Origin of the sequence: Salicibibacter cibarius (assembly GCF_016495725.1) — a bacterium.
In the GTDB taxonomy this organism is placed as follows: Bacteria; Bacillota; Bacilli; order Bacillales; family Marinococcaceae; genus Salicibibacter; species Salicibibacter cibarius.
The window spans coordinates 2,263,234-2,289,126 of the sequence record NZ_CP054705.1 but is presented as its reverse complement, the minus strand read 5'-3'; the positions used below and the strand labels follow the sequence as shown (position 1 = coordinate 2,289,126).

Sequence of the window (25,893 nt, the reverse complement as noted above, 5' to 3'; positions counted from 1 at the left end):
GTGTTTATGAAACTTGTCAGCTATCGAGAAGAGAATGAAGAAACCGCCGGGATATTGACAGGGGATCAGGTCATCCAGGTGGCGAACGTGAATCAATCGGTTGAGAAAGATTTCCCGACTACAGTGCAGGGGTTGATTGAAACGGGGCGTATCCGGGAATTGCAAACATGGATGGAAGCGCATGATACACTTCCGGAGGCTGTCGACATAAATGAATTTTCATTCGCCCCTTTATACCGACAGCCTCCTAAAATATGGGGAATTGGCTTGAACTATGTGGATCACGCAGCCGATTTACATGAACAAGCGCCAAATACGGAACCTGCAAGCTTCATGAAACCGGCGACGACAATCATCGGATCGGGGGATGAGATCCAATTGCCCCCGCAATCGGAACGTACGACCGGAGAGGCGGAGCTCGGCATTGTGATCGGCAAACGTTGTAAGAATGTGTCCGAAACCGATGCGCTTTCCGTCGTTGCCGGATACACGACAGTCATCGACATGACAGCAGAAGATATTTTGGCTAAAAATCCAAGGTACTTAACGCGCTCGAAAAGTTTTGATACTTTTTTCAGCTTCGGTCCGGCGTTGCTGACGCCCGATGAAATCGATCACCTACACGATTTAGAAGTAGCCACATACGTCAACGGCTCCCTTCATCGCAAAAATGTCGTTGCCAATATGACGTTTACACCGGAGATGCTTATTTCTTTTCACTCGAATGTCATGACGTTGGAACCAGGAGATATTATATCCACGGGAACGCCGGGAGCAGTTCCGTTAAAAGATGGTGACATGATCAGCTGTGAGATCACCGGCTTTCCATCATTGGAAAACCCGGTGAAAGGTCTGAAAAAATAGGGAGGAATTTGATTTGGATTTACACATTTACAATAAGGCAGCACTCGTCCTCGCGGGGAGCAAAGGGCTGGGGAAAGCGATTGCTGCCGAGTTGGCACGCGAAGGCGCGAACGTTATCATTGCAAGCCGTGACGAAGAACAATTGGAACAAACCGCAGGGGAGATACGGCAGGAAACCGGAAGTGATGTGCAGTACGCGATTTGTGATTTAACGAAGGAAGATGACATTAAGGCTGCCATTAACAAGACGGTTGATCAATACGGCACCGTGGATATTTTGATTAACAACAGTGGGGGGCCGAAAGCAGGCGGTTTTGATGATGTTAACGCGGCAGATTGGCAAAACGCTTATGAGTTAAACTTGTTGAGCTACGTTCGGGCCACTGAAGCTGTGCTTCCCCATATGAAAAAACAACAAAACGGCCGGATCGTAAACATTACGTCGTCATCGATCAAAGAGTCTCTTGACGGGATGGTATTATCCAATACATTTCGAGCCGGAGTGCTCGGATTAACGAAAAGCCTGGCTTCCGAATACGCGGGCGATAATATCTTCGTCAACACCGTCGGACCGGGGAGAATCGCCACGGACCGCGTAGCTTCTCTGGACGAATTAAAGGCATCGAAACAAAATAAAGATAGGGAAACCGTACGCAAAGAATCCGAAGCACGTATCCCTGCCGGACGTTACGGTGAACCCGGGGAATTCGCAAAAACAGTCGTATTCCTGGCCTCACAGGCGAACAGTTACGTGACCGGAGAAGCGATGTTAGTTGACGGGGGATTGGTAAAGGCGTTGTAACGCCTTCTTGACCATGAATTACCGAGCATCCAGAAAAAAAGAATGCCCTTTCCGGCATTCTTTTTAATCCATATTAATAAAGAATGTATTTCTGCATTATTCCTTCCAAATAATGCTTGTTATGCAACACATTTGGATCCGTTGGACGATACTTACGTGCTTTTTCATTATGATGATAGGCTGATTCATGATCGCCCAAACGGCTATGGCAAACGCACAGCTGCAAATGAGGCAACCAAGTGGAGCATGCCTTATTGACAAACCCCATTGTTGTTTCAGTTTGTTGAGTGGCTAGCGTATACCAAAATACGGCTGTCTCCAATGCGTTTCTGTTTAAAAAGTAATAGCCTAGCCTACAACAAAATTCAGGGCGCGGGCGGTCATATATGAAGGATCTGAATGTAGCTTGCAGTTCCTTTTCCGGTTGCCCCAATTGAAAATAGCAATCGGCCAATTTACTGCACGCTGTGATATTGTCCTCTATCCACCCTTTATTGGTTGCAAGAAATTTTTCGTAATATGAAATAGCCCGTTCATATAGAAGGTGGTCGGCGAGTTCATTTGCAAAGTAAAAAAAGTCTCTCGGGGTAAATGCTTCTCCACGTTCCAAGCGTTTTTCGTAAATCCGTAGATTGCGGTCAGAATCATGGTGCAATGGAAGATGAGTCACGGCTATATCACTCTGGACGATGGTTCCCCCCACTTCCAGATATTCATGAACAGCCCCGATCCAGCGAAATTGTCTTTTCCTTTTAACGAGGCGATTTCGCTTGATATAAAAGGTCACATTTCCATACTCGTCAAACGCTAAGTGATAATCCATAGCGACAGCATCGACGGATGGTTGAAGGGTTTGCTTTAGGGCCGAGAATTTTTCCGTATCTTTTTCAGCTAATACATCATCGGCGTCCAACCAAAGAATGTATTCTTGTGTAGCCTTTTCGAATGAAAAATTTCTTGCCGCCGCAAAGTCATCCACCCATTCGAAATCATAAATGCGATCGGTATAATCCCGGGCGATTTCTTTCGTGCGATCCGTTGAACCGGTGTCAACGATATTGATTTCTTCAACAACATTTTTTATCGAATCCAAGCACCGGCCGATGACGGCTTCTTCATTCTTCACAATCATACAGAGGCTTATCATCAAACCGTTTCTCCTTTTTGATATGATAATCGATACAGAGGCTTCTTACATCTTATTAAGCGCAATCAAAAAAGGTATCGGCATGTACCCACTCACGTATCAAACATAGGAAATTCTAAGTATAATGGCATTTCCCCATACCTCGCGAAAGTTTCTTACATATGCTAATCAAAATGTGAAAATGAGGGGAAATCTATGCCTTTTGATAAAAATATACATTTAGGAGGTCATCGATATCGTGGTCATCATCCCAAAGAACTCCCGAAAAAGAAAGATGACCATTGTTGTTCCGAAATACCACAGAAGGATTGTTGTGTTATAACTGGACCGACAGGGCCTACAGGTCCAACCGGGGCCACAGGATCCATCGGTCCCACTGGTGCCACGGGATCAACCGGCGCTACGGGTGCCACCGGAGAGAGCGGAGCCATTGGACCGACAGGTCCTACGGGTCCGACTGGTGAAAGTGGACCAACCGGACCGACAGGAGCCACAGGCGACATTGGACCTACCGGACCGACGGGTCCGACAGGTGAAGACGGTCCAATTGGCCCTACGGGCCCCACAGGTGATGTTGGTCCGACAGGTCCCACGGGATCAACCGGGCCGACAGGCCCCACAGGCGACATTGGGCCTACAGGTCCCACGGGACCAACCGGAGCCACCGGAGAAGTTGTTTTGGCTTATGGATCTTTAAGGGGAAGTAGTGTAGAAACACCCGGTGAAGATTTTGAGCCTGTACCATTTAATATAGTAGGGCCTCTATCAGATACAATTACAGTTAGCGGGACGGGCAATGAACTAGTCGTTGGAGAAAGCGGCATTTATCAAATAACGGTATCGATTAATGCAGAAGCAACAACTGATCCGGATCCGGATCAACCATTTTTGGATGCGATTATTACGGTCAACGGCACACCTATTTTTGGCGATACGACAACCTTTTTTAAAATAGCCAATAGAAGTAGTTCAACATTTGTGGTTCAAGCCGCCTTAAACGCAGGAGATGAAGTAGGAGTAAGTATCCGTACGGATTTTCCTGATATTTTAGGTTATATGAATCGCTCTTTAACGATTGTTCAATTAAGTGATTAACGATTACACTAAAGTATGTTAGATTATTTTATGAAGCATCGCTTCTTTGATGGATTTTACTTTTACGGTACAGCGGTGCTTTCATTTTTCAAGTCATTGAGTAGGTGGTCTAATGGAAAGTAAAATAGTTATTGATAAAATGCACCCGGAAGACTGGGATAAAGTTAAAGACATCTATCTTGAAGGAATTGCTACCGGAAATGCAACCTTTCAAAAAGAAGCTCCTTCCTGGGAAGAATGGGATAATAACCATCTAGCTACATGCCGAATGGTTGCACGTTTAAAGGATGAAATTTTAGGTTGGGTTGCTTTAACGCCGGTTTCAAACCGATATGTCTACGCAGGCGTTGCGGAAGTAAGCGTTTATGTAAGCCAAAGGAGCAAAGGAAAAGGGATTGGCGATTTACTTTTAAAAACATTAATCGAACAAAGTGAACAAAATGGGTTCTGGACCTTACAATCCGGGATTTTCCCCGAAAATGTTGCAAGTCTTAAACTACATAAAAACAATGGCTTTCGGGAGATCGGACGGCGAGAACGTATAGGTGAAATGGATGGAGTTTGGCGTGATATTTTTTTGTTGGAAAGAAGAAGTAATGAAGTGTGAATAAATCAATATTATTAGAGGCGTGTATCGTGCAATAAGATGGCGTGTTGAGGAGGACATATGGAAGTTATTTTAAATTTTTTATTTTCGGTGATCTATATAGCTGTCATAGTAGGGTTATGTTTTTTACCTACAATAATCGCTGTGACGCGAAAAAAGCGTAGCAGCGGTGCCATTTTTATTTGCAACTTAATTGTAGGCGGTCTATATCTCTTTGTAATGGGATTTATAGGCATTATCGGATGGATCATTTTAATCATCTGGTCTCTTTTGTCGGAAAGTGAGTTCTAAGATGAGGTAGTGGTACAATGAAAAGGGGGTTTAAATGAAGAAGATTGTATTTATCATTTTCATGATGATTTTGCCTGTTTTTACCTTTTATGCGTGGCGGTATGCATCACGAAGCCATGAAATTCCTTGTCCATTTTGGTTACGTTGGTTTGTCGAACTGGACAATCCATTTACAAAGACAAATAGGGCGAAAACAATCATTCAACAGTCAAACATTCATCCGGGAATGCATGTCATTGATTTTGGATGTGGCCCTGGCAGACTTACGATTCCATTGGCAGAAAGTGTTGGTTCCGGTGGTAAGGTAACCGCAATTGATATGCAATCTGAAATGCTGCAGAGGGCAAAAAGCAAGGCAATGGACAAGAATTTAAAAAATATTGAATTCATACAGGGCAAAATCGGTGAGGGAAAACTGCAACTTGCTCCCTGTGAACGTGCTGTGCTTGTCACTGTTTTGGGTGAAATCCCGGATCGAGATGCAGCTTTTAAAGAAATCTTTGATAAGCTTAAACCGGGCGGCATTTTGACAGTAACCGAGGTCATATTCGATCCACATTTTCAAAGAAAAGAAACGATTTTGAAACTCGCCAATAAAGTCGGATTTCGTGAAAAAGATTTTTTGGGGAATTGGGCTGCATTTTCGCTATTATTAGAAAAACCTCCCAGGGAATTAGGCATCTCAAAAATGGAATAATTGTGCGTGGCAGTTAATGTAAGAAAATGTGGTATGCTCTAAGCAATACTGCGGTTTCTGGCTTATTAAGAGACGGCATGTTTACCCTAATAAAATTCTTGGAGGGAATATGATGAACAGATTAGAATATGACATTAAAACGCTCCCTGCGTATCGTGCTATGGGGATTAAATGTGACGTTGCATTTACTGAAATTGAAGCCATAAAAGAAGGCATTCAACATTCAATTAAAAGGGCAAAGGAGCTGGAATATGCTATAAACACAGATATGAGATTAGGGTTGTCTTATCATCTTCGACCTGATGGTTTCGTATATTATTCTGCTTATGAAGTTCAGAAAGAACAACCACTTCTAGAAGGCATGGCTGAAGTTAATGTTCCGGAAATGACCTATTTGGTAACAAAACATAAAGGTGGCAGCATTGAAGACACATACGGAAAAATTATGGAATGGTTAGAAGGAAGTGAATACGTCCCTTTTACAGAGCAAGATGTTCAATACTACGATGAGCTTCCAATAAAACATGAAAAATACCCAAGTGATTCAAGCGCAAGCGATCCTCATTTTGAAATCTTCATACCTATAGTTAGACCATGAACGGCCTTTTGTAATGACCAGAGAGAATGGAAGACGGCATCATTCAATTAATCGCATTGCCTCTTTTTTAGGGAATGCGATTTTTTCCGCATTATCCCAATATAAGAGGCGTGCAAAAATCCCAAAATCCATTTTATAATTTTTTCTTGCCCTTAACGTAACGTCAGGGATTATTCTGTTTATATAACCATAATGAATGGAGGAGTTGGGATGATGGTATCGTCCGAAAAAACTTATTCTGTCGGGCAATTTGCTACATTAACCGGTGTGACGGAACGAACACTTCGCTATTATGATTGCAAAGATTTGTTGAAACCCTCGAAATATAGCGAGCAAGGGCACAGGCTATATAAGGAAAAAGATTTATATCGACTTCAAAACATCTTAACGCTCAAGTATCTGGATTTTTCCCTGGAAGATATTATCGACCATCTTGAAAAATCCGGGGAGGATCTTCAGGGATCATTGAGGATACAAGAGAAACTGCTCAAACAAAAGCAGGAGCAAATTTCCAATATCCTTGAAACAATGAAACGGGTGCAGGACCTCATTCATGGTCAGGAACAGATCGATGGCGAGTTAGTGTTATCTCTTATTCATGGCATTCAACATGAGGAAGATATAAAACAACATTTGGCAGACCATGTCTCGCAATCCTTGGTCGACAGAATGTTCATGGAAGGAAAACCGGCGGAAGAACGTTTAACAGCAGAGCAGCAAATGACCTCAATTTTAACAGACATCAATCGGATCTATAATGAAGGGAAACATACGGATAGTCAGGAGGCACAGGAAAAAGCATTGGAACTATTAACATTGCTGGCAACGGTTTTTGAATCAACAGATGAAGTTGAATTACAAAAGGCCGAGAAAGCTTTTGAGGATAAACCAATGATGTTCTCACAAACGATAAAACCGGAAGTCGAAGCTTATATGAACGATGTTTTTGAAAAAATGGATCCGGCTAAGCGCAAGGATGTTTGGCGAAAATAGGGATGTGTAGGGAAATTAGGGATGATGACGGAACCACATTTCCCGAAACCATTTGTTGTGCAATACAACTGAGATTAGTATACTAATTAATAAAGTGGTCTGCGACATATGGTGTAAAATTTCACCTATAAAATCTATTGTTATGGAGGGCTCTACAAATGTCCACCCTTGTTAAATCATTGCAGGAATCACTAAACACGTCACAAGTGACTACAAACAAAACAGCGCGAGAATTACATAGCAAAGATGAATCTTACCATCCACCGGTAACGCCTGAAGTCGTCGTTTACCCTTACGACGCTCAGGACGTCAGTGAAATAATGAAAATCGCGAAACAGTTTGATCGATCTGTTTACCCATTTGGACTTGGATCCAGTCTTGAAGGCCATGTAATTCCAACTGAAGATGGGGTTTCTATCGATTTTTCCGAAATGAATCGCATCATTGCAGTAAAGGAGCAAGATTTGCTTGTCAAAGTCCAACCTGGCGTCACACGCACACAGTTAAACAAAGAACTCAAAAAATATGGGCTCTTTTTTACCGTGGACCCCGGCGCTGACGCAACGATTGGCGGCATGGCCGCGACAAATGCAAGTGGTACAAGTTCTGTACGTTACGGAATTATGCGTGATCAGGTCCGTGATCTTGAAGTTGTCCTCGCCGACGGCTCGGTCATGCATACCGGAAATCTCGCCGCCAAGTCTTCTTCCGGCTATAATTTAAACGGGCTATTCATCGGTTCGGAAGGGACGCTTGGATGCTTCACAGAACTAACATTGAATGTGCATGGTATTCCCGAGCATATCGTCGCCGGACGAGCTGTTTTCCCTACGATTAACAAAGCCGTTGAAGCCGTCGTATCTACATTACACGCCGGTGTGCCGATCGCACGTTGTGAGCTCGTCGATGAACCATCCGTAAAAAAGGCAAATGAGTTTAGCGATACGAATTATCCAATCCAACCTACACTATTCTTAGAATTTCACGGCAATGAAGCTGGCCTTAATCAAGATCTTGAATTTATGAAAGAGATTGTTAAGGAACACGGTTGTGAGAAAATAGAATTCGAACAAGATAATGCAGCAAGAAACAAGCTGTGGGATGCTCGGCACAACCTGGCTTATGCGTACGTTCACGGTGCACCCGGCAAGAAAATGATGGTCACAGATGTCTGTGTTCCTATTTCCGAATTGGCAGGAGCAATCAAGCATGCGCGTGAAGTTGTTGATGCATCCATGTTTGAAGGAGGCATCGCCGGGCACGTCGGTGACGGTAACTATCACATCATTCTAATGTTTGATCCCAGTAGCAATGAGGAAATACACGCTGCTGCCAAATTAAATGAAGAAATCGTTAAATACGCGCTCGCTGTCGGCGGCACATGTACCGGCGAACACGGAGTGGGCCTTGGCAAACAAAAATATCAGGCAAAAGAGCACGGAGAATCACTTTTTGTTATGGAGAAGATCAAACAAGCGTTAGATCCGGAGAGTAGATTAAATCCGTTTAAGCTCGTCCAATTAAAGGAGAAATCATGAAGGCTTTATCAGCGATCAGTACATTTGCCGGAAGGTTTTTTGTTTTTTTTGTCATTGCCGCTGCAATTCTTGCTTTTTCAGTTCCAGAACCATTTATTCCAATTAATGATTATGTGCCTTTCTTACTCGGGATCGTTATGCTCGGAATGGGAATGACGCTCAAACCTGTCGATTTCAAACTCATCGCTAAACACCCGCTTCCGGTTATGCTTGGCTTGATCTTTCAATATACGATTATGCCACTCACAGCCCTTTTGATCGCTTATTTATTAAGTCTTCCGCCTGAGCTTGCAGCAGGCCTCGTTTTGCTCGGATCCGTCCCCGGCGGAACGGCATCAAATGTCATGGTTTTTCTCGCAAAAGGGGACTTACCTTTGTCGATTACGATGACGTCCTTGTCAACGCTCGTGGCACCAATTACGACACCGGCTATCCTTTTCGTTCTAGCCGGTCATTGGATGCCGGTGAACGTTTGGGAAATGGTCACGATGATCGTTCAAGTCATCATCGTTCCTGTTGTACTCGGCCTTGTCTTGCGACGCTTTCTGCCCGTCATTGTCGATAAGGTAATAACGGGCATGCCACTCGTATCGGTTCTAGCCATTCTTGCTATTCTTATGGCATCTGTCGGGGCAAATGCAGATAGCCTTGCAACAGCAGGTCTTATCTAACGCTGCAGGACTCGTACTTGGTTATGCTGCTGCAGCAGTATCCCGACTTACCCCAAGCCAACGAAGAGCCGTATCTATTGAGATTGGCATGCAAAATACCGGTCTCGGCGTTACACTCGCTACTGCCCATTTAACACCGATTGCTGCCATTCCAAGTGTAATCGGAACTGCATGGCATAACATTACAGGACCAATCATGGCAACCTATTGGTCAAAGCGGCCGCTGAACGACGGTGACACACCACCGAAAGACACGAATGACCTTTAACATGCGCGGAAAAAGATTTGATCATTGCAGAGGATAAAAATGATTGATGCGGATGCGTGTCCGAAGCCACCAAAGCAAAAACGATTAATAACGTTCATAATATATCGGTAACAACTGAACTATTTTGAATATCGTAGTTCAATCGCTTCTAAATGGAATTGAATATAGAAGCTGTGCTAGTAATTTTACTCACGGCAGTGATTGGGGTTTCAGCTGATCTATTTGAAATTCGTCCAGTTTATATCATTGGTTCATTTGCATTTTTGACTTTAGGATCAATGATTAATCTGGTTGTATTTGATAATTCGAAAAGTAAATACTATACCCAAAAACAAATGGGTGAAGGAAGTGTAGGATAAAGGTAAGGTTAGACGTCGCATATAATCTGGATACTAGCTTCTATGTGACTTATCTTTCTTTCATTATAATAAAGCTTTTGGAAAAGACTACAAATGGGAGAATAAAATATAACAAAAGGACTGATTAAAGGTTGGTGACCACATGGAATTTAACGACTTTACAGCAGCTCAAGTTAGGATAGCTAGGCCAACAGAAAAATTTGAAGAGGTCATTGATTTTTACGTAAATGGGTTAGGGCTTAAACAAATACAAAACTTTAAAGGGAATAGAGGGCATGAAGGCGTGATTGTTGGCCTACCAGATGTTCATTATCACTTGGAATTCACTCGCCATATTGATGGAAGTCCATGCCCTGCACCTACAAAAGATAATCTTTTAGTCTTCTATATAACGAACAAAGAAGAAATCAGTAAAGTATTTGAGAGATTACAAAAAATGGGGTATGGGGAAGTTAAACCTGATAATGACTACTGGAAAGAACAAGGGATAACTATAGAAGATCCTGATGGTTGGCGAATCGTGTTAATGAATAGGTCGTATGAATAATTAAGTTTTTGGAGATCTTTCTCATTCAACTATCGGAGCGCAAGAGTGGAATAAGGTTTGAAATTGGGTGAATGTAAATGCGTAACGAAAAAGAGATGATAAACCTTTTTGAAAATATTGTTATGAACGATGATGGCGTTAGATTATCAGTTCTTGAGGGTTCTAGAACAAACAAAAACATCCCGAAAGATGATTTTCAGGATTATGATCTTTCTTTTTTTGTAACGGATATAGAATCTTATAAGAAAGATGACTGTTGGCTCAAAGTATTTGGTGACTTAACTTTTCTGCAAAAACCTGAAGACATGAGGCTATTTCCACCAGCTTTAGGAAGTTGGTTCAGCTATATCATGTATTTTAATGATGGCATTAAGATTGATTTGACTTTGATTCCATTAAATGAAGTAGAAGCTTATTTATCTGAGTCGGATGGATTAGTGGAAATATTGATTGATAAAGACAACCGGATCAATAAAAAAATTATTCCAAGTGACAAAAAGTATTGGATTAAAAAGCCGTCTGAGCAAGAGTTTGATGATTGCTGTAATGAGTTTTGGCATGTATCAACTTATGTGGCAAAGGGTTTATTTAGAAAAGAGCTGTTCTTCGCATTGGATCATTTCAATCAAATTCTTCGTCCTGAACTTTTTCGTGTGATATCATGGGCAGTTGGGATTAAGGAAGGCTTTGATTTTAGTGTAGGCAAGAACTATAAATTTATTGGTAATTATCTTTCTGAAGCTGAGTTAGAAAAATTAGTTAATACTTTTTCGCAATCTGGCTACAAGGAATCATGGGAATCTTTCGAGTTATGTTGTGAATTATTTAGGATTTATTCCAAAGAAGTTGCCTCATCATTAAATTATAAATATCCTGAGTACGATGGGAAAATGACGAATTTCGTTCAAAATATTTATACTAAACTAAGTGAAAAATAATCTTATCCAACAAAAACATTTTGGGGAGGTTTAGAATGTTTGTTCCATATTATGAAGGAGCATATTGGTTAAAATAAGTTTGAATGCCAAAAAAGAAAATCGAAAATTTTTACGGTTATTCGTTTCCGACTTTGACATAAGGATCAGTCTGTGTATCTTTACTGCAAAGATCAGTAAATGAAGAGAAGGAAGTGATCGTTTTGAACAAGCAGCAAGTGGCAGAAACAGCACGGAAGTGTGGTTTGGAAATCAATGAGGATTCGATCTCATTCAACGAGTCTGGTTTAGACTTTCTGGTCGCTTACGCAGAAGACGATAAGGGGGCAGAATGGGTACTCAGGCTCCCAAGACGTGACGATGTGATGCCGAGGGCAGTTGTAGAGAAGAGAGCACTGGATTTAATCAATAGATATGTCACGTTTCAAGCCCCCGTATGGTCGATTTATGAAGATGATCTTATTGCTTATAGAAAATTAACCGGCGTACCAGCCGGCACAATTGATCCAGAGATTCATAACTATGTTTGGGAGATGAATCATGAAAACGTGCCTGAACAATTTCATCAGACATTAGCCAAAGCTTTGGCGTCTCTGCACACTCTTCCGAAAGCAGAGGCTCTTAACATCGGCTTATCTGTGCAGTCAGCAGAAGAAGCAAGATTATCCATGATTGAGCGTATGAAAAAGGTCAAAGCGACGTTCGGTGTAGACGAATCTTTATGGAACCGCTGGATGTTATGGGTAAATAATAAGGAATTATGGCCTCTGAGAACAGGTCTGACTCATGGAGATGTTCATGCTGGCCACATGATGATTGATAAAAATACGAACGTAACCGGTTTGATCGACTGGACCGAAGCAAAAATAACAGATGTATCCATTGACTTTGTTTTCCAATACCAAGCATTCGGCGAAACAGCTTTAGAGAAACTGATTAGCTATTACAAACAAGCAGGGGGGATCTACTGGCCTGCCATGAAAGAGCATATCATCGAACTTAAGGCGGCATACCCGGTTGCAATTGCTGAGTTTGCGATAACCTCAGGCTTGGAAGAGTATGAACAGATGGCAAGAGAAACCCTTGGAGTGAATGCACGCTAGCTTTTGGGGATGTTGCAGAGGCTTAAAGTGATGGAGAGATTTTTTATCAAACAGGAGGTCAAACGTTGTATAAAGGAGTGAGTTAATGATGGCTGGATTGATTCCTTTTAACAACAGAAACCTGAGTTTGAGGAAAGACGGCTACGGTAATCTAAAAGCTTAACACATTTTTCAAAAATGAAACCTAATAATCAGGAATTTCCAGCGATTATGAAAGAAATACCCGGATCATCATCTATTCATCCTTTTTGTATGGGGACCTATGATACGAATGCTGACATGCACGCTAGACACTTTTCTTCACCATTCTCAGGAACAATTGAAGATGCAGTTACCGGCACTGCTTCGGGGGTAATGGGAGCATTTTTTGATAAGTACATAAAAAATAACAGCGTTAAAGATTCTCTGGATCTTATAGTTGAGCAAGGACATGAAATTCAAAAAGATGGTCGTGCTGCGGTGCATATATCAAAGAAAAACGACTCATATGATGTTAAAATTACCGGGAATGCAGTTTAGTTGAAGATTTCGATGTTTGTGTAAAGGCGGAACCTAATTTTCAATTAAAAGGAGGGTGACTTCAATGCCAAAGTTTATTGATCTTAGCCATACCTTTAAGGATAGGATGCCCGGATTTAAACTAAAAAATGAAGATGATTCGTATACACAGTACACATCAGAAATTAAACCATTTTTAACACACGAACAATCACTACCTAAATTTGATGGCAAAGCGTCTTTTGAAATTACCGAGATCTCGTTTCAAACCTCAGTTGGCACATATCTAGATTCTCCATACCATCGTTATTCGGATAATAGAGATATAAGTAATATTCGAATAGATGAAGTTATTCTCCCAGGTGAAGTGATTGATGTTCGCTACAAAGAAGCATTTGAACCATTAGGGTGTGAGGCTCTTCCGAAAAATATAAATGTAAATGGAAAAGCAGTGCTATTTAATTTTGGCTGGGATCAATACTGGGGCGAAGAAACGTATTACTCATATCCCTATATTTCCAAAGAATTGGTCAGATATCTTATTAGCCAAGGAGCGAAGCTTGTTGGGGTAGACACGCTAAATATAGACAACGCCAATGACTTATATCGGCCTGCCCATACGTTATTCCTGGAAAAGGATATACTAATCGTCGAAAACTTGACCGGTTTGGAAAAACTATATAACAATGAATTTCGTTTTTTCGCCGTTCCATGGAAAGCGGAAAAAGTGGCAGCTTTACCAATAAGAGCTTTTGCGGAAATTATTGAATAGCATTTATAGTAGGTAGCTCCGATACAGAAAAAGCATATTTTGTTTGCAAAGGGGGAGACGTCATGGATATTATCAGCAAAATAAATGATATTAATTTTGGAGTTACGACCGAATTTAACAGTAAATACCTTGCACCAATGGTCCAAAATTTGTTATTTAAAATGGAAAATGAGTGGGATGACTATAATGAAGTTTATCATTGCTGTAATTTAATTGAGAAGGTAAAACATAATAAGGATATGCATATGGACTTCCATATTATGATGAAGGAAGAAAAATATTTGGGCATTGCTATTATTAATAAAGGAAATATCGATTATAATACTTTTTTTAAAGAACCCATACCTATAAGTGAAAATAATCGTGATGTCTTGATATTTAACTACTTCCATATATCCCAAGAGGGTAGAGGAAATGGGCAAATGTGGTTTAAGGATATTATTATGCCGTTTTATAGATTTAAAAACTTTAAAACAATATACGTAAAATCAAGTCATCAAAAGGTGTTTTCTTTGTACAGCCGTCTTGGTACAGAAATTGGAAATTATACAACTAGTAGTGACAATCAATTATTTGAGAGGAAAGGTAAAATATTTGAAATTACTCTATAAACTTAGCTTAATCATACTAGAAGCATTCATGAATCTATTCACAAATGCTTCTCTATAGCATGATCTTTGCTAATTAAACAGTAGGATTAGCTGTTGTTGCTTTTTTATTTACCGCTCTGTTCACGAAAATGAATATCATTAATGCAACAATGACTAAAATTGAACTTCCCAGTCCTACGTAGTTTACAGAGCTAAAACGAATGACTCCACCGCCTACAATTGCACCTAAGCCTATGCCCATATAAAGCGCTGAAGCACTAAACGATAAAATCATCGATGCTTGGGTAGGATTTAGTGAAATAAGAAATGCATTTAATGCCGGATTCATTCCAAAACCAGGGATTCCCCATAATAGGGAAATCAAGCCTACGAGAACAATGGCCAACGTAGATGGATTTAACACGGGAAGCAAAGAGAGAGCTGCTAATAAAATAGCGAAACCAAAAAGGGATAATTTAAGTGTTGTTGGAGCACCTATACGATCTGTTAAGTACCCGCCGACTAGGTTGCCAAATAATGCTCCAATACCAAGTAACAGTAGGAAAATGCTTATATTTTCGATATTTGTGATCTCCGTAATAATGGGAGCGATGTAGGTATAAGTCATAAATCCGCCTGTTGTTCCGATAACGCTGACACTCAATGTTAATACGATCATTTTATTAAAACTTTTGAGTCTCTCTTTTATGCTCACAGAAGCCTCTCGTTCTATTTTTGGCAAGAATATTAAGATCCCTATGACTGTTACGAAAGATACCACCGCGACAAAAACGAAAGAATAACGCCAGGTCATGGCATTTCCAATCCATGTCCCGATAGGAGCACCTAAAATTAGTCCAACTGTTATACCAGCTATGACAAATGACAAAGCTTTCCCGCGCATAGTATCAGGAACCAAACTAGTTGAAGCAGCCATAGCTAAAGGGGTAAACACAGCTGCAGCTAATGCTGCGATTACTCTTGTGACAAATAATAATTCAAATGAAGTCACAATTGCAGAAAGACCATTAGCACTTGTGAACACAAACATAGATAATACCAGTAGTGTTTTAACGGGCATATTAAACGTTAATGTTCCCAAAACAGGGGCCCCAATTGCGTAAGCAATGGCAAATGCTGTTACCAATTGTCCAGCAACTGCAATCGTTACATTCATATCACTTGCGATGTTCGGCAGTAAACCAGCAATAACAAAATCGTCTGTTCCAATGATAAAAGTTCCTAACACCAATATTAAGAGTCGGTAATTCATTGTTCATGACTCCTTTTTTGGCGATCTTTAACCGTACGCCAGAATTCAATTAATTCTTTTAAATGTCTTTGGGCATTTTCCAATTGTTCCATTTGTTGCCTAGTTTTGAGCAATTGCTCTTCGTATAAAGTTATTGCTGTATCTGCACAATTCCAATCCCCATCCATGGGTTCGATGGCACCACAAGCTATAACAGGCTGTATTTCATCAGTTTTAAGCCCGATATCTAAAAATAATTGGATGGCTTTTACACGTTCAATGTCTTGCTCTTCATAAACCCGATAACCATTGTCTGTGCGTGATGGTTTAATTAACCTTTTCTTCTCATAATAGCGAATGGAACGGGTACTAACACCTGTGTGGTCTGATAACTCACTGATTTTCATCTTAACGCCTCCTTTCTTATCAATATAAAGTATGACATGGTGTCAAAGTAAAGGGATAAATTAATTTTTTTGTCCTTAACTTAAATATCTTACCATTTCGTTCAAGCACACAGTGAATGACCTTTACAATGTGAGTATTACTTCCTTCTTTGGATCATTCTAAAAGTAAAATCGATGTAAAGAAGGTGCACAAAAAATGAACTTACTGTCTACAGCAATCGAGCTTTCCGTGGGTTTTATTGCATTACTGGTTTTGTTAAAAATTTTAGGGAAATCGACGTTTTCCCAGCTGACCCCCTTTGATTTCATTTCGGCGCTTATTCTCGGTGATCTCATTGGAAACGCCATTTACGAAGACGAAGCGAATATTGGCTGGATCCTGTTTGCCATTGCTGTATGGGGGACATTGATCTTATTAATTGAATGGTGCACTCAAAAATTCCGCTGGACACGGGGAGCTCTTGAAGGGAAACCATCTATTCTCATTCGTGATGGTCAAATTGAAAGACAAGAAATGAAAAAGAATAAAATCGATATGAACCAAATGCTTCAATTACTACGAAAAGAAAAGGTATTTTCCTTAAGAGAAGTGGCCTATGCGATTCTTGAATCCGATGGTACAATGAGCGTCCTGAAAAAAACAAAATATGAAATGCCTACGATTTCAGATATGAATCTTCCTTTAAAACCCGTATATCTGCCTGTTACATTAATAAATGATGGACAAGTCGATTGGGAGAATCTATCCAAGTCTGGGCACAGTGAAGAGTGGCTGCTCAATCATCTTCAAAAGCATAATATCGATCGTTATAAAGATATATTTTATTTTGAGTGGAAAAAAGATGAAGGTGTATATCTTGAAAAAATGTAGACGTATGTAACGAATATAACACACGACACGGCAGATGATTTCCTCTTGGCAGAAGCAAAATAAACAGAGGGCTTTCTAGTGATTATCCTAACTTTGCAAAGAATACTTTTAGCTTTTTTGCTAAAAATAAGTGTGATTATCATTGTTAGGAGATGAATCTGTATGAGTGAAGGTCAAGATTTAAACAAAAAGGAAAAGCAATTAGAATCGTCTGTTAGAGATACGCATAATCAAGAGATGAGTTCTAATGAAGGGAAAAAAATCGTGGATGATGAAAATTCACTGACCGCCGGAGATCGTGGACCGACCCTTATTGAAGACTTTCTTGCCAGAGAAAAATTGGCACATTTTGATCGGGAGAGAATACCGGAACGGGTCGTTCATGCACGAGGTTATGGGGCTTACGGAGAATTTGAACTGTATCAATCCATGAGTGACGTAACCATGGCAGATTTCTTACAAGACCCTTCCAAAAAGACACCGCTATTTGTGAGATTTTCACAAGTTATCGGTTCGCGAGGCTGTAATGAAACCGTGCGGGATGTGCGAGGGTTTTCCATTAAGTTTTATACAGATGACGGTAATTTTGATATTGTTGCCATCAACTTTCCTATTTTTTTCATTCAAGATGCGATTAAATTTCCCGATTTGATTCATTCTGTGAAACCAGAACCAGATAATGAATACCCTCAAGGCCAAACAGCGCACGATACCTTTTGGGATTTTATGGGAAGCAACCCGGAGACGACCCATATGGCTATGTGGATTATGTCTGACCGAGCCATTCCAAAGAATTATCGTACAATGGAAGGTTTCGGTGTTCACGCGTATCGTTTTGTAAACAAAGATGGGGTAGCCCATTTCGTAAAGTTTCATGTCAAACCTGTCCTAGGTGTTCATCCATTAATTTGGGATGAAGCTCAGAAGCTTGGAGAAGATGCAGATTTTCACCGAAGAGATCTTTGGACAAATATTAAAATGGGCAATTATCCGGAATATGAATTTGCTGTACAAATTATTCGAGAAGATCAGGAGTTTATGTTTGACTTCGACATTTTAGACCCGACAAAATTTTGGCCGGAAGAGGATGTCCCGCTTCAAAAGATAGGGAAGTTAACATTGAATAAAACGGTTGATAATGCCTTTTCGGAAACAGAGCAAAGCGCGTTTCATCCAGGGAACATTGTTCGCGGCATTGATTACTCCAATGACCCGTTGCTGCAAGGCCGTCTTTTTTCGTATACAGATACGCAACAGGCGCGTGTTGGCGTTAATTATCAACAACTCCCAATCAATAAACCGGTTTGTCCTGTTTTTAACAACCAGCGTGATGGGGCATCGCGTCATGTCATTGATCGCGGAAAAGTTTCTTACCATAAAAACTTATTGGCGAATAATACGCCATCAGAAGTTCCGGCAGATGACGGAGGGTTTGTTACCTATCCTTCCAGCGTAGAAGGATTGAAAAAGCGTCAAACAGCAGAATCGTTCAACGATCATTATTCACAGGCCAAGCTCTTTTGGAACAGTATGACACCAGTGGAACGAGAACATATTATTGGAGCTTATAGTTTTGAACTGGGAAGATGTCTTCATGTGCCTGTTCGCCAGCAGATGGTTGACCGCTTGGCAAGGGTCAGCAAAGAACTCGCCGAGCCTGTCGCGAAAAAAGTTGGCGTTACCGTACCAAATGTGGAAGAAGCGGCTGTTACGAAATCATCACCAGCTGTAAGTTTGCAGAATACAACGTTTGTGGCGGATACACTTAAAGTAGCTGTTTTTCTTGCGGAAGGTTTTCCCGGAAAAGAAGTGGATGCCATTCTGAAGCAATGGACCGAGGCGGGAATGCATCCGGTTATTGTCAGCAATAATCTCGGAGAAGTAAGTGGCAGTGGGGGATATACGTATAAGGTGGACCAAAGCTTTCTAACAGGATCTCCATTGAGCTATGAAGGCGTATATCTTGTTGGCGGCACCGAAGCGGATGACTATTTTCATTACGAAGCTCGTACCTTTATTACGACTATGTTCAATCATTTCAAGCCGATAAGTGCCAAAGAAGAGAGTCGTCAGTTACTAAAAGAAATGGGCATTGAAGACATGCCGGGAGTTATTATAGACACGGATCCTCAATTCGGCCAAACATTTATAGATGCAATGGCTAAGCAACGCTTTTGGGAGCGGCCTAGTTTTCTTTATAAGGTTTAAGGCAAAATAAGTCTGTCTTTGGTCGATGCTTAACGGAATCACAGATCGTTTTATCCCCTTAGATGTAAGTTGCCTAAGGGGTTTTTTATGGTATAAGCGGTAGAATTTGATAAATAGATAGCTCCAATAGACTTTGATCTGTTATATGAACAAGTCACCAAGCTTGAGCTCGACATTACATGAAAAAGCTGACGACAGAAACTTATTAAACTGATGCTTCTGGAAAGTCTGCATGAGATAAGTGACGCAATGGCAGGTGAAAATCTACAAAAAGAGGTTGACTGTGCATCCATCAGTTGGGCAGAATTTCGCAAAACAAAAGCAGGGCTGATCATATTCATATATGCGACTGGTCATGATGGATAAACATACATGGCATTTGATTGGACCATTTGATCAACAAGTGCTTATTGAGCTAATGAAAAGGCGAGAATGATCAGCATGTCACACAAAAAATTCCATTTATAAACACAGTATTGAAGTAATTACAACCAATTTGGCAAACGTGTAGAAATAAAACAGCCATGAAGAGCACAGTGCCGGAAGCACAGCTTTCATATCAATATTTTGAAAATTCGTCACAATTATGGGCCGTCTATTTTACAAAAGCAGTGGGCGAATCGTTTTCTCAGGAAAAAAATTGTACAGAAGAAGATCAGAGTGACTAAATTCGAAAAATTTGACTTCCAGCCGTTTGTGCTGTATGCTTCTCATGTTGGTATGTTTAATGCCCCGTCATACCAACTCCTTCGAAAATCACCTCAAACTTCCGCTTCCATTCTTATCTTATCATGCATACCCACGATGTAATTGGAAGTACATGCTCAATTCCTATGGCGCGGTCATTGGAGCCGCAATGATGAAAGAGTAGGAAGGGCTTTCGTTGTATTGAGATCGTTGCTCATGTTATCTGAAAATTGTTGTTAATGAACAAGCGTTGGTAGGAAAATAATAGGTGGTAAAGAGAACATGGTCGTGCATTGTGGTGTGCGGCGATGTTTTTTCTTATTCAAAGATCAGATCACGTTTTTAAATTTGAACAAGCAGCAAGTGTGATATCCGGAAAAGCAGTGCGAAGACGACGATCAATAATAAATTGATGAAACTGATTAAAAATGTCGCGAAACCATTAAAAGCAAACAGATGCTACGAACACCTCGAACAGTTTATAGTGAAAGCTCCACGCAGCTTTGTTCACTATATTAAACAACAGTAACTTTGCTAAAAAGAAGAAGATGCACACTGCATAAATATTCATGAGTGAAGCGCAGAATACAGATTATCCACACAACTAAACAAAGCTTCCGATAATATATATTATGTTAACTTAATGAAACGCAGGCGGGGCAGTAACTTAACGATCCGAGTGAGCATAATAATCATTATTGTTCACTCATCAAGCCACGCGTTCTCATAAGGTTTGGTTCGCTGCTGCTAATCGTTGATGTCGGGATTTTAATCAGACATGTCGATACATAAATACCGAAGACGGTCTCTTAACCATTTTTTTGGAGGTCGTTAGCATGGAATGTCAAGCCGCTGTCGATGAATTTCTGTTTTACATGGAGGTTGAAAAAAATTATTCGATCAACACGTTGCGATCTTATACGTACGATTTACATTGCTTCCAGCAATTTTTGATCACCAATAATCGTACGCTCGATGTCGCTGAGCTCTCGACATCCATGTCCCGCCGGTTTGTTCAAGATCAAGTGTTGAATTACGATGTTCAACCACAATTGCAGCAGTTTTTCTCCTACTTGGAGGCGGATACAGGGGCCTTTGCGTTACGTAATGAAGCCATGTTCAAATTAATGGCCACCACCGGTATGCGTCGTCAAGAATTGGTCGATTTAAAATGGAAGCAATTAGATTTGGATGTGAATACCATTCTTGTTATCGGAAAACGGAAAAAAGAACGCATTCTGCCTCTTCACCCTATCGTGGTTCCCTTGTTTAACGAATACAAGGCGTCTTTGCCAAAGTATCGAACCTATCCAACACTATCCAACAGAACCCATGTTTCTTAGTTATCGAGGTACTAAATTGGATCCACGGGGACTGCACAGTGTATTTAAAAAACTATTGGCACCGGCGGGATTGCCCCCCTGAACGGTTCACATTACATCATTTACGTCATACGTTTGCGACACTTTTGATTGATGAACAAGGTGTGGATTTAAAAACCCTACAAGAATTACTTGGGCATGAAAGTTTAAATACGACCGGGATGTATACGCATATCAATCTTTGGCAATCTCCGCTGATGGTGCTACATCTTCTGCTTCAGCGGCAGACTGCTGATTGAGCGTCTCTGTTTCCGCAGAAGAGTTACTCATCAGCTCTTCTTCCAATTGATTGATTTGTCTTGTTAATATATTTAATAACCGACTGTGTTTTCGAACGTAATATTGAAGATTGTCCTGTTGATGATGGCCCAACAAAAATTTAATGGCTGTCATGTCCACCCCTTTAAAAAATCAACCTAGGTGTCATTGGACATCAACGAACGTCATCTTGTATTTTACCAAGCTCTAAACGTGTCTCATGTTACACCTTTAGCCAAAATAATAATCTCTGCTCCTTCATGTTTCAGTCCTCTTATTTTTTTACAGATATAATTAGTGTATTTTTCTTTTCGACCGTATTCTAAGTCTGTGAAGGATTCGCTCGTACTTCTGCCTCAATTTCCAGTAAGTAATGATCATTTTTCTTTTGTACACGCACAGGAGTTCGACAAAAAGCCGACAATGATTCAGAAGTGAGTAATTTATCGGTACGATCTGTCGCAAATACTCCACCATCGCGCAAGAGCAGCGTCTGTTTGAAAGCCGGTAAAATCTCATCTACTTGATGGGTAACATAAATGATGGTTGTGGCTTGTTCAGCAGCAAGTTGTTCAACAGTGCGCAGTAATTGTGCCTTTGCAAAAAAATCAAGCCCGTTGCATGGTTCATCAAGTATAAGAATTTCTGGATTGGCCATAAGCGCGCGACCAATAAGCATTCGCTGCTTCTCCCCTTGCGACATATGCGCATATGGCTGGCGTTCCAAATAAGTAACACCCAAGCTTTTCATAACCCCCTGCGCTTTCTCCATATCAGCGTCACTCGGGAACTCATGCAATCCGATTGAAGCATGTTTTCCGCTTAACACGACTTCGAGGCCGATATTTTGCAACTGATCATGCATCTTTTCAGAAAAAGAAAAGCTGACCCAGCCGATTTTTTTACGGATCTCCTGCCAAGGGTATCGCCCGAACTCTTCTCCAAATACCTCTACCTTTCCTTTCGTCGGAAAAATATATCCGCAAATCACATTTAAAAGTGCGGTTTTCCCAGCGCCGTTCATGCCTAAAATTGCCCAATGCTCGCCCCGTTCCACTTTCCAGTTTATTTGATTAAGAATCGTTTTGTTTTTTGCAACGGTGACATCTTCGAGGTTAATGATCATCAATTCCAGCCTCCTGCACATGACTATAATATAAGAAAAACATTTGCCAAATCACGATTTTTGTCAATTAGATTCACTGATTCATTCACTATCTGTTTCGTTTCTGAAGGACGCCATCCTTTCAAGATAAGTGTCCCGATCCATTAAAAATCATCCGCCGTATTCATGCAGAGAACAGTTTACGGTAATTATTTACGATATTCTTGATAGAAAAAAGCTTTCTTTGACATTCAGGACATCTATCTCTCTTTCAGAGCGATACTGCTGCGGAGATATGCTCTCATTAAAAGTTTTTTATATCTAATATCATCTATTATTTAAGCGATATTGATGTGGTGTTTGTTGATATTTTCTCTTAAATAAGCGAATGAAATGCTCCACATTTTGATAGCCGACAGCAGCTGCAATGTTATCTATTTGTACATAACTACTCTTGAGCATCTCACAGGCTTTTTCCAGTCTTATTTCCTGTAGAATCTCACTAAATGATTTACCAAGGTTACGGGTAATATATTTTGATACGTAGGCTTTTGAAAAATTAAATACGTCCGCCATCTCCTTGATGGTTACATGTTCACAATGCTGCTGAATATATTGAAGCATTTGAATCGCGCGCATATCGTTATGTTGTTTGACTTGATTTATTTTTATATACGTAAATTCGAGTCTCAATAAGAAACATAGTAAAACCTCAAACAAATTATTAATAATCAGCTGATGGCCAGGCAATTGATTATAATTTTCTTGATATAGTTGAAGAAAGCTATCTGATATGTCGTTATCCAAGTGACTATGGAAAATAAGCACATTTTGATTTTCGTTTACATACAAAGCATTTAAAAAGAAATCTGAAATGACATTAGTGCCTTTTAACATCTTAAAAAACACTTTTTGGAACGTACTTTTACGAATCATCATTTGAAATGCGATTGTATCCTCCATTATGATTGGTTTGTGTATTGTATTAGGTGGAATAAAGCCAATATCTCCAGTCTGTAAACAAAAACTCTCATCTTCAACTTCCAGAAACATCTCATTTTCCAAGACATAGATGATCTCGAAGAAATCATGGACAGCCGACAGATGAGGCATAAAACGATTATACTTTCTCACATCGATATCTTTCTCTTCACCTGACCACATCGTATCTTCTTGTTCAAATTCCTTATGCGCTTTTGACAAGAATTCTTCTATATATATTTGTTTACGCTTAAGATCATCTTTATCATAATCCTTCAAAAACACTTGAAGTGTCTTCTTATCCTGTTTTTTCTGCTGATATTTCTGATAAAAGATCTCTTGTTCGTTATATTTTCTTAAATGTTGCATCACTTCACTTTTTTCGATTTTATCCTTTTTCATCTATTTCAAATCCTCCAGTCTATTTACAGCAACTACTAAAGCTTGTATCGATGCTCTCATAATATTATCAATTCCGGCCCCCCAACACATCTGCCCTTTATAAGCAATACCGATCTGTGCACAGGATTCTGCAAAGGAATCTTTGCCCAGTGAATGCTGTTCATAAACTTCCAAAGCGTAATCAATATCAAAATATACTTTTATTGCATTGCTGATAGCATCTAAACTTCCGGTACCTTTGCCTTGTATTTCGATCTCTTGATTATCTTTAAGCAATGTTAAAGTAGCCTCCCGCTTATCCCCCTTGTTAAATTGGTAATCAACAAGCTGGAAATAAGGCTGAAAATCAACATAATGCTCTTTAAACACGTGGTAAATTTCCTCTGATGACAATTCTCTATGTGTCTCATCCGATACTTTTTTCGTGACATATCCCATCGCTTCATTCATTTTATATGGAAGTTTAATTCCATAATTCGTTTCAAGGATATAGCCTATTCCACCTTTTCCAGACTGACTGTTAATTCGAATCACATCGGTCTGATAATTCCTTCCCAAATCGATCGGGTCTACAGGAATATACGGCACTTCCCATTTTTTCACGTTGTTTTCTTTTCTGTATTTCATGCCTTTAGAAATAGCATCTTGATGCGATCCGGAAAATGCAGTAAAAACCAAATCCCCGGAATATGGCTGTCTGTCAGGAACGGTTATTCGTGTCAATCCCTCATATTCTTTGCGGATGGCTTCTAAATTACCAAAATTCAATGCCGGATTATAACCCTGAGAGTACATATTCATCGCCAACGTAATCAAATCTACATTACCTGTGCGTTCGCCAATACCGAATAGCGTCCCTTCTACTCTTTCAGCACCAGCCAAAACACCAAATTCTGCATCACTTACTCCACAGCCACGGTCATTATGCGGGTGGATGGATAGTATAACACTGTCCCGATAAGCTAGGTTTTTATGAATATACTCTATCTGACTCGCATAGATATGAGGCATGGCATACTCAACGGTTGTCGGGATATTGATGATTGCCTTATGCCCAGCTGTCGGCTTCCAAATATCTAAAACACTGTTACAAATATCTAATGCATATTCCACCTCTGTTCCCGGAAAACTTTCCGGGCTGTATTGAAAATGAATATCCCCTTCTACTTCATCGGCAAGCTCTTTCACTAAAACAGCACCATCTAATGCAATTTGTTTAACTTCTTCTTGGGATTTCTTAAATACTTGTCTACGCTGCACTTCTGAGGTCGAATTATATAAATGCACAATCGCTTTTGGCGCTCCCTGAATCGCTTCAAAAGTCCTACGAATAATATGCTCCCTCGCTTGCGTGATGACCATAATTGTTACATCGTCCGGAATCATATGGTGATCAATCAGCGTCCGTAATAGTTTAAACTCTGTATCCGAAGCACCCGGGAAAGCGACTTCTATTTCTTTAAAACCGATATCTACTAATAACTGAAACATCTCCAGTTTTTCTTCTAAATTCATCGGAATCGGTAATGCCTGGTTTCCATCCCGCAAATCCACACTGCACCATATCGGAGTTTTCTCTAATGTTTCTTTCTTGACCCAGTCATAAGAAAGAGTCGGTGGCAAGTAGTATTGCTTGTCGTATTTTTGATGATTAAACATCATCGATTCCTCCTCAAATTGAATATGAAAAAAGCCCTTCTTCTCCAGCAAATTACTTTGCTATGGAGACGAAAGACTTTTTCTTACGCGGTACCACCCCGATTTCATGATAATCACCTATTATCATGCACTTATCCAGATACAGACAGCTTTGTCTTATATCCTTCCCTTGTAACGGCGGGGTTCCCGTCCTTAACTACTTTGAAATTTCGATTTCACCAAGGCTGCTCTAAGGTGAGTTCCCTGCCTTCCTGCTATTGCTTCTCATCAGCCAGCAACTTTCTGAAAACATTCCGGCAAGTACTA

26 protein-coding genes, 1 pseudogene and 1 other annotated feature (1 of these 28 only partly in view) are annotated in these 25,893 nt (G+C 40.4%); of the genes and pseudogenes, 20 read left to right on the top strand and 7 right to left on the bottom strand.

The genetic code is table 11. The features are described 5' to 3' along the window. The first annotated feature begins 6 nt into the window (after positions 1-6). Complete coding sequence (locus tag HUG15_RS11900; RefSeq protein WP_200123323.1) at positions 7-864, top strand: fumarylacetoacetate hydrolase family protein; 858 nt, start codon at positions 7-9, stop codon at positions 862-864. Positions 865-877: 13 nt separating this feature from the next. Further along, positions 878-1,666, top strand: a complete 789-nt coding sequence (locus HUG15_RS11895) for an SDR family oxidoreductase (protein WP_200123322.1) — start codon at positions 878-880, stop codon at positions 1,664-1,666. 73 nt (positions 1,667-1,739) lie between these two features. Here the strand turns inward: HUG15_RS11895 and HUG15_RS11890 are convergent, their stop codons facing one another. Then, entirely contained in the window at positions 1,740-2,813 is a 1,074-nt protein-coding gene (locus HUG15_RS11890; protein ID WP_200123321.1) for a tetratricopeptide repeat-containing glycosyltransferase family 2 protein, read from the bottom strand. A 195-nt stretch (positions 2,814-3,008) separates the two neighbouring features. Here HUG15_RS11890 and HUG15_RS23365 point away from each other — a divergent pair, with 195 nt between their 5' ends. From HUG15_RS23365 to HUG15_RS11815, 14 genes and pseudogenes are all read left to right on the top strand, one after another. After that, positions 3,009-3,908, top strand: a complete 900-nt coding sequence (locus tag HUG15_RS23365) for a collagen-like protein (RefSeq protein ID WP_200123320.1) — start codon at positions 3,009-3,011, stop codon at positions 3,906-3,908. 112 nt (positions 3,909-4,020) lie between these two features. After that, the gene (locus HUG15_RS11880) at positions 4,021-4,515 is read left to right on the top strand and encodes a GNAT family N-acetyltransferase (RefSeq protein WP_200123319.1); all 495 of its coding nucleotides are present in this window, start codon (positions 4,021-4,023) and stop codon (positions 4,513-4,515) included. 60 nt (positions 4,516-4,575) lie between these two features. Next, positions 4,576-4,806 carry a hypothetical protein gene (locus tag HUG15_RS11875; protein ID WP_200123318.1) on the top strand — a complete coding sequence of 77 codons (231 nt, stop codon included), beginning with the start codon at positions 4,576-4,578 and terminating at the stop codon, positions 4,804-4,806. A gap of 34 nt (positions 4,807-4,840) precedes the next feature. After that, positions 4,841-5,503: a class I SAM-dependent methyltransferase gene (locus HUG15_RS11870; RefSeq protein ID WP_211202217.1), complete on the top strand. Its 663-nt coding sequence runs from the start codon at positions 4,841-4,843 to the stop codon at positions 5,501-5,503. A 112-nt stretch (positions 5,504-5,615) separates the two neighbouring features. Next, positions 5,616-6,101, top strand: coding sequence for a GyrI-like domain-containing protein (locus HUG15_RS11865; RefSeq protein WP_200123316.1), 486 nt, complete (start codon positions 5,616-5,618; stop codon positions 6,099-6,101). A 210-nt stretch (positions 6,102-6,311) separates the two neighbouring features. Next, complete coding sequence (locus tag HUG15_RS11860) at positions 6,312-7,094, top strand: MerR family transcriptional regulator (RefSeq protein ID WP_200123315.1); 783 nt, start codon at positions 6,312-6,314, stop codon at positions 7,092-7,094. A gap of 158 nt (positions 7,095-7,252) precedes the next feature. After that, entirely contained in the window at positions 7,253-8,632 is a 1,380-nt protein-coding gene (locus tag HUG15_RS11855; RefSeq protein ID WP_200123314.1) for an FAD-binding oxidoreductase, read from the top strand. Beyond that, a pseudogene (locus HUG15_RS11850) lies at positions 8,629-9,571 on the top strand (bile acid:sodium symporter family protein). Before HUG15_RS11855 ends, HUG15_RS11850 begins: the two are co-directional and overlap by 4 nt. A 501-nt stretch (positions 9,572-10,072) precedes the next feature. Beyond that, positions 10,073-10,477, top strand: coding sequence for a VOC family protein (locus tag HUG15_RS11840; protein ID WP_200123312.1), 405 nt, complete (start codon positions 10,073-10,075; stop codon positions 10,475-10,477). Positions 10,478-10,554: 77 nt separating this feature from the next. After that, positions 10,555-11,415 carry an aminoglycoside 6-adenylyltransferase gene (gene ant(6), locus HUG15_RS11835; RefSeq protein ID WP_200123311.1) on the top strand — a complete coding sequence of 287 codons (861 nt, stop codon included), beginning with the start codon at positions 10,555-10,557 and terminating at the stop codon, positions 11,413-11,415. Between the two features lie 200 nt (positions 11,416-11,615). Continuing rightward, on the top strand, positions 11,616-12,515 hold the full coding sequence (locus HUG15_RS11830; protein WP_200123310.1) for a macrolide 2'-phosphotransferase: 900 nt from the start codon (positions 11,616-11,618) through the stop codon (positions 12,513-12,515). A 210-nt stretch (positions 12,516-12,725) separates the two neighbouring features. Continuing rightward, entirely contained in the window at positions 12,726-13,034 is a 309-nt protein-coding gene (locus tag HUG15_RS11825) for a PhzF family phenazine biosynthesis protein (protein WP_246516321.1), read from the top strand. 64 nt (positions 13,035-13,098) lie between these two features. Continuing rightward, positions 13,099-13,785: a cyclase family protein gene (locus HUG15_RS11820; RefSeq protein ID WP_200123308.1), complete on the top strand. Its 687-nt coding sequence runs from the start codon at positions 13,099-13,101 to the stop codon at positions 13,783-13,785. Positions 13,786-13,847: 62 nt separating this feature from the next. Next, a complete protein-coding gene (locus tag HUG15_RS11815) occupies positions 13,848-14,396 on the top strand; it encodes a hypothetical protein (RefSeq protein ID WP_200123307.1) in 549 nt (182 codons plus the stop codon). 73 nt (positions 14,397-14,469) lie between these two features. On the opposite strand, the gene HUG15_RS11810 is transcribed toward HUG15_RS11815, so the two are convergent. Together HUG15_RS11810 and HUG15_RS11805 are read right to left on the bottom strand one after the other, a co-directional pair. Then, positions 14,470-15,648 carry an MFS transporter gene (locus HUG15_RS11810; RefSeq protein ID WP_200123306.1) on the bottom strand — a complete coding sequence of 393 codons (1,179 nt, stop codon included), beginning with the start codon at positions 15,646-15,648 and terminating at the stop codon, positions 14,470-14,472. After that, the gene (locus HUG15_RS11805) at positions 15,645-16,034 is read right to left on the bottom strand and encodes a MerR family transcriptional regulator (RefSeq protein WP_200123305.1); all 390 of its coding nucleotides are present in this window, start codon (positions 16,032-16,034) and stop codon (positions 15,645-15,647) included. Before HUG15_RS11805 ends, HUG15_RS11810 begins: the two co-directional genes overlap by 4 nt. Before the next feature lie 196 nt (positions 16,035-16,230). Here HUG15_RS11805 and HUG15_RS11800 point away from each other — a divergent pair, with 196 nt between their 5' ends. The 4 genes from HUG15_RS11800 (at position 16,231) to HUG15_RS11780 (ending at position 21,421) form a co-directional block, all read left to right on the top strand. After that, on the top strand, positions 16,231-16,905 hold the full coding sequence (locus HUG15_RS11800; protein WP_200123304.1) for a DUF421 domain-containing protein: 675 nt from the start codon (positions 16,231-16,233) through the stop codon (positions 16,903-16,905). Positions 16,906-17,067: 162 nt separating this feature from the next. Next, positions 17,068-19,113 carry a catalase gene (locus HUG15_RS11795; protein WP_200123303.1) on the top strand — a complete coding sequence of 682 codons (2,046 nt, stop codon included), beginning with the start codon at positions 17,068-17,070 and terminating at the stop codon, positions 19,111-19,113. 1,523 nt (positions 19,114-20,636) lie between these two features. Next, on the top strand, positions 20,637-21,143 hold the full coding sequence (locus HUG15_RS11785) for a tyrosine-type recombinase/integrase (RefSeq protein ID WP_200123301.1): 507 nt from the start codon (positions 20,637-20,639) through the stop codon (positions 21,141-21,143). 38 nt (positions 21,144-21,181) lie between these two features. After that, positions 21,182-21,421, top strand: a complete 240-nt coding sequence (locus HUG15_RS11780; protein ID WP_246516319.1) for a tyrosine-type recombinase/integrase — start codon at positions 21,182-21,184, stop codon at positions 21,419-21,421. Here the strand turns inward: HUG15_RS11780 and HUG15_RS11775 are convergent. The 4 genes from HUG15_RS11775 to HUG15_RS11760 all read right to left on the bottom strand — a co-directional run bounded on the left by HUG15_RS11775 (position 21,357) and on the right by HUG15_RS11760 (position 25,587). Next, positions 21,357-21,575: a hypothetical protein gene (locus HUG15_RS11775; protein ID WP_200123300.1), complete on the bottom strand. Its 219-nt coding sequence runs from the start codon at positions 21,573-21,575 to the stop codon at positions 21,357-21,359. The two genes, HUG15_RS11780 and HUG15_RS11775, sit on opposite strands and share 65 nt — an antisense overlap. 187 nt (positions 21,576-21,762) lie before the next feature. Continuing rightward, positions 21,763-22,566, bottom strand: a complete 804-nt coding sequence (locus HUG15_RS11770) for an ABC transporter ATP-binding protein (RefSeq protein WP_200123299.1) — start codon at positions 22,564-22,566, stop codon at positions 21,763-21,765. A gap of 306 nt (positions 22,567-22,872) precedes the next feature. After that, a complete protein-coding gene (locus tag HUG15_RS11765; protein ID WP_200123298.1) occupies positions 22,873-23,928 on the bottom strand; it encodes a helix-turn-helix domain-containing protein in 1,056 nt (351 codons plus the stop codon). Further along, complete coding sequence (locus tag HUG15_RS11760; protein WP_200123297.1) at positions 23,929-25,587, bottom strand: 2-isopropylmalate synthase; 1,659 nt, start codon at positions 25,585-25,587, stop codon at positions 23,929-23,931. It lies immediately after the preceding gene. 61 nt (positions 25,588-25,648) lie between these two features. Then, positions 25,649-25,893 (bottom strand) — a binding site (T-box leader) (it continues 20 nt past the right edge of the window).

Coding starts and splice junctions, on each gene's coding strand:
- HUG15_RS11900 (WP_200123323.1), top strand. CDS start 7: ATGAAACTTGTCAGCTATCGAGAAGAGAATGAAGAAACCGCCGGGATA.
- HUG15_RS11890 (WP_200123321.1), bottom strand. CDS start 2,813: ATGATAAGCCTCTGTATGATTGTGAAGAATGAAGAAGCCGTCATCGGC.
- HUG15_RS23365 (WP_200123320.1), top strand. CDS start 3,009: ATGCCTTTTGATAAAAATATACATTTAGGAGGTCATCGATATCGTGGT.
- HUG15_RS11880 (WP_200123319.1), top strand. CDS start 4,021: ATGGAAAGTAAAATAGTTATTGATAAAATGCACCCGGAAGACTGGGAT.
- HUG15_RS11875 (WP_200123318.1), top strand. CDS start 4,576: ATGGAAGTTATTTTAAATTTTTTATTTTCGGTGATCTATATAGCTGTC.
- HUG15_RS11870 (WP_211202217.1), top strand. CDS start 4,841: ATGAAGAAGATTGTATTTATCATTTTCATGATGATTTTGCCTGTTTTT.
- HUG15_RS11865 (WP_200123316.1), top strand. CDS start 5,616: ATGAACAGATTAGAATATGACATTAAAACGCTCCCTGCGTATCGTGCT.
- HUG15_RS11860 (WP_200123315.1), top strand. CDS start 6,312: ATGATGGTATCGTCCGAAAAAACTTATTCTGTCGGGCAATTTGCTACA.
- HUG15_RS11855 (WP_200123314.1), top strand. CDS start 7,253: ATGTCCACCCTTGTTAAATCATTGCAGGAATCACTAAACACGTCACAA.
- HUG15_RS11840 (WP_200123312.1), top strand. CDS start 10,073: ATGGAATTTAACGACTTTACAGCAGCTCAAGTTAGGATAGCTAGGCCA.
- HUG15_RS11825 (WP_246516321.1), top strand. CDS start 12,726: ATGAAAGAAATACCCGGATCATCATCTATTCATCCTTTTTGTATGGGG.
- HUG15_RS11820 (WP_200123308.1), top strand. CDS start 13,099: ATGCCAAAGTTTATTGATCTTAGCCATACCTTTAAGGATAGGATGCCC.
- HUG15_RS11815 (WP_200123307.1), top strand. CDS start 13,848: ATGGATATTATCAGCAAAATAAATGATATTAATTTTGGAGTTACGACC.
- HUG15_RS11810 (WP_200123306.1), bottom strand. CDS start 15,648: ATGAATTACCGACTCTTAATATTGGTGTTAGGAACTTTTATCATTGGA.
- HUG15_RS11805 (WP_200123305.1), bottom strand. CDS start 16,034: ATGAAAATCAGTGAGTTATCAGACCACACAGGTGTTAGTACCCGTTCC.
- HUG15_RS11800 (WP_200123304.1), top strand. CDS start 16,231: ATGAACTTACTGTCTACAGCAATCGAGCTTTCCGTGGGTTTTATTGCA.
- HUG15_RS11795 (WP_200123303.1), top strand. CDS start 17,068: ATGAGTGAAGGTCAAGATTTAAACAAAAAGGAAAAGCAATTAGAATCG.
- HUG15_RS11785 (WP_200123301.1), top strand. CDS start 20,637: ATGGAATGTCAAGCCGCTGTCGATGAATTTCTGTTTTACATGGAGGTT.
- HUG15_RS11775 (WP_200123300.1), bottom strand. CDS start 21,575: ATGACAGCCATTAAATTTTTGTTGGGCCATCATCAACAGGACAATCTT.
- HUG15_RS11770 (WP_200123299.1), bottom strand. CDS start 22,566: ATGATCATTAACCTCGAAGATGTCACCGTTGCAAAAAACAAAACGATT.
- HUG15_RS11765 (WP_200123298.1), bottom strand. CDS start 23,928: ATGAAAAAGGATAAAATCGAAAAAAGTGAAGTGATGCAACATTTAAGA.
- HUG15_RS11760 (WP_200123297.1), bottom strand. CDS start 25,587: ATGTTTAATCATCAAAAATACGACAAGCAATACTACTTGCCACCGACT.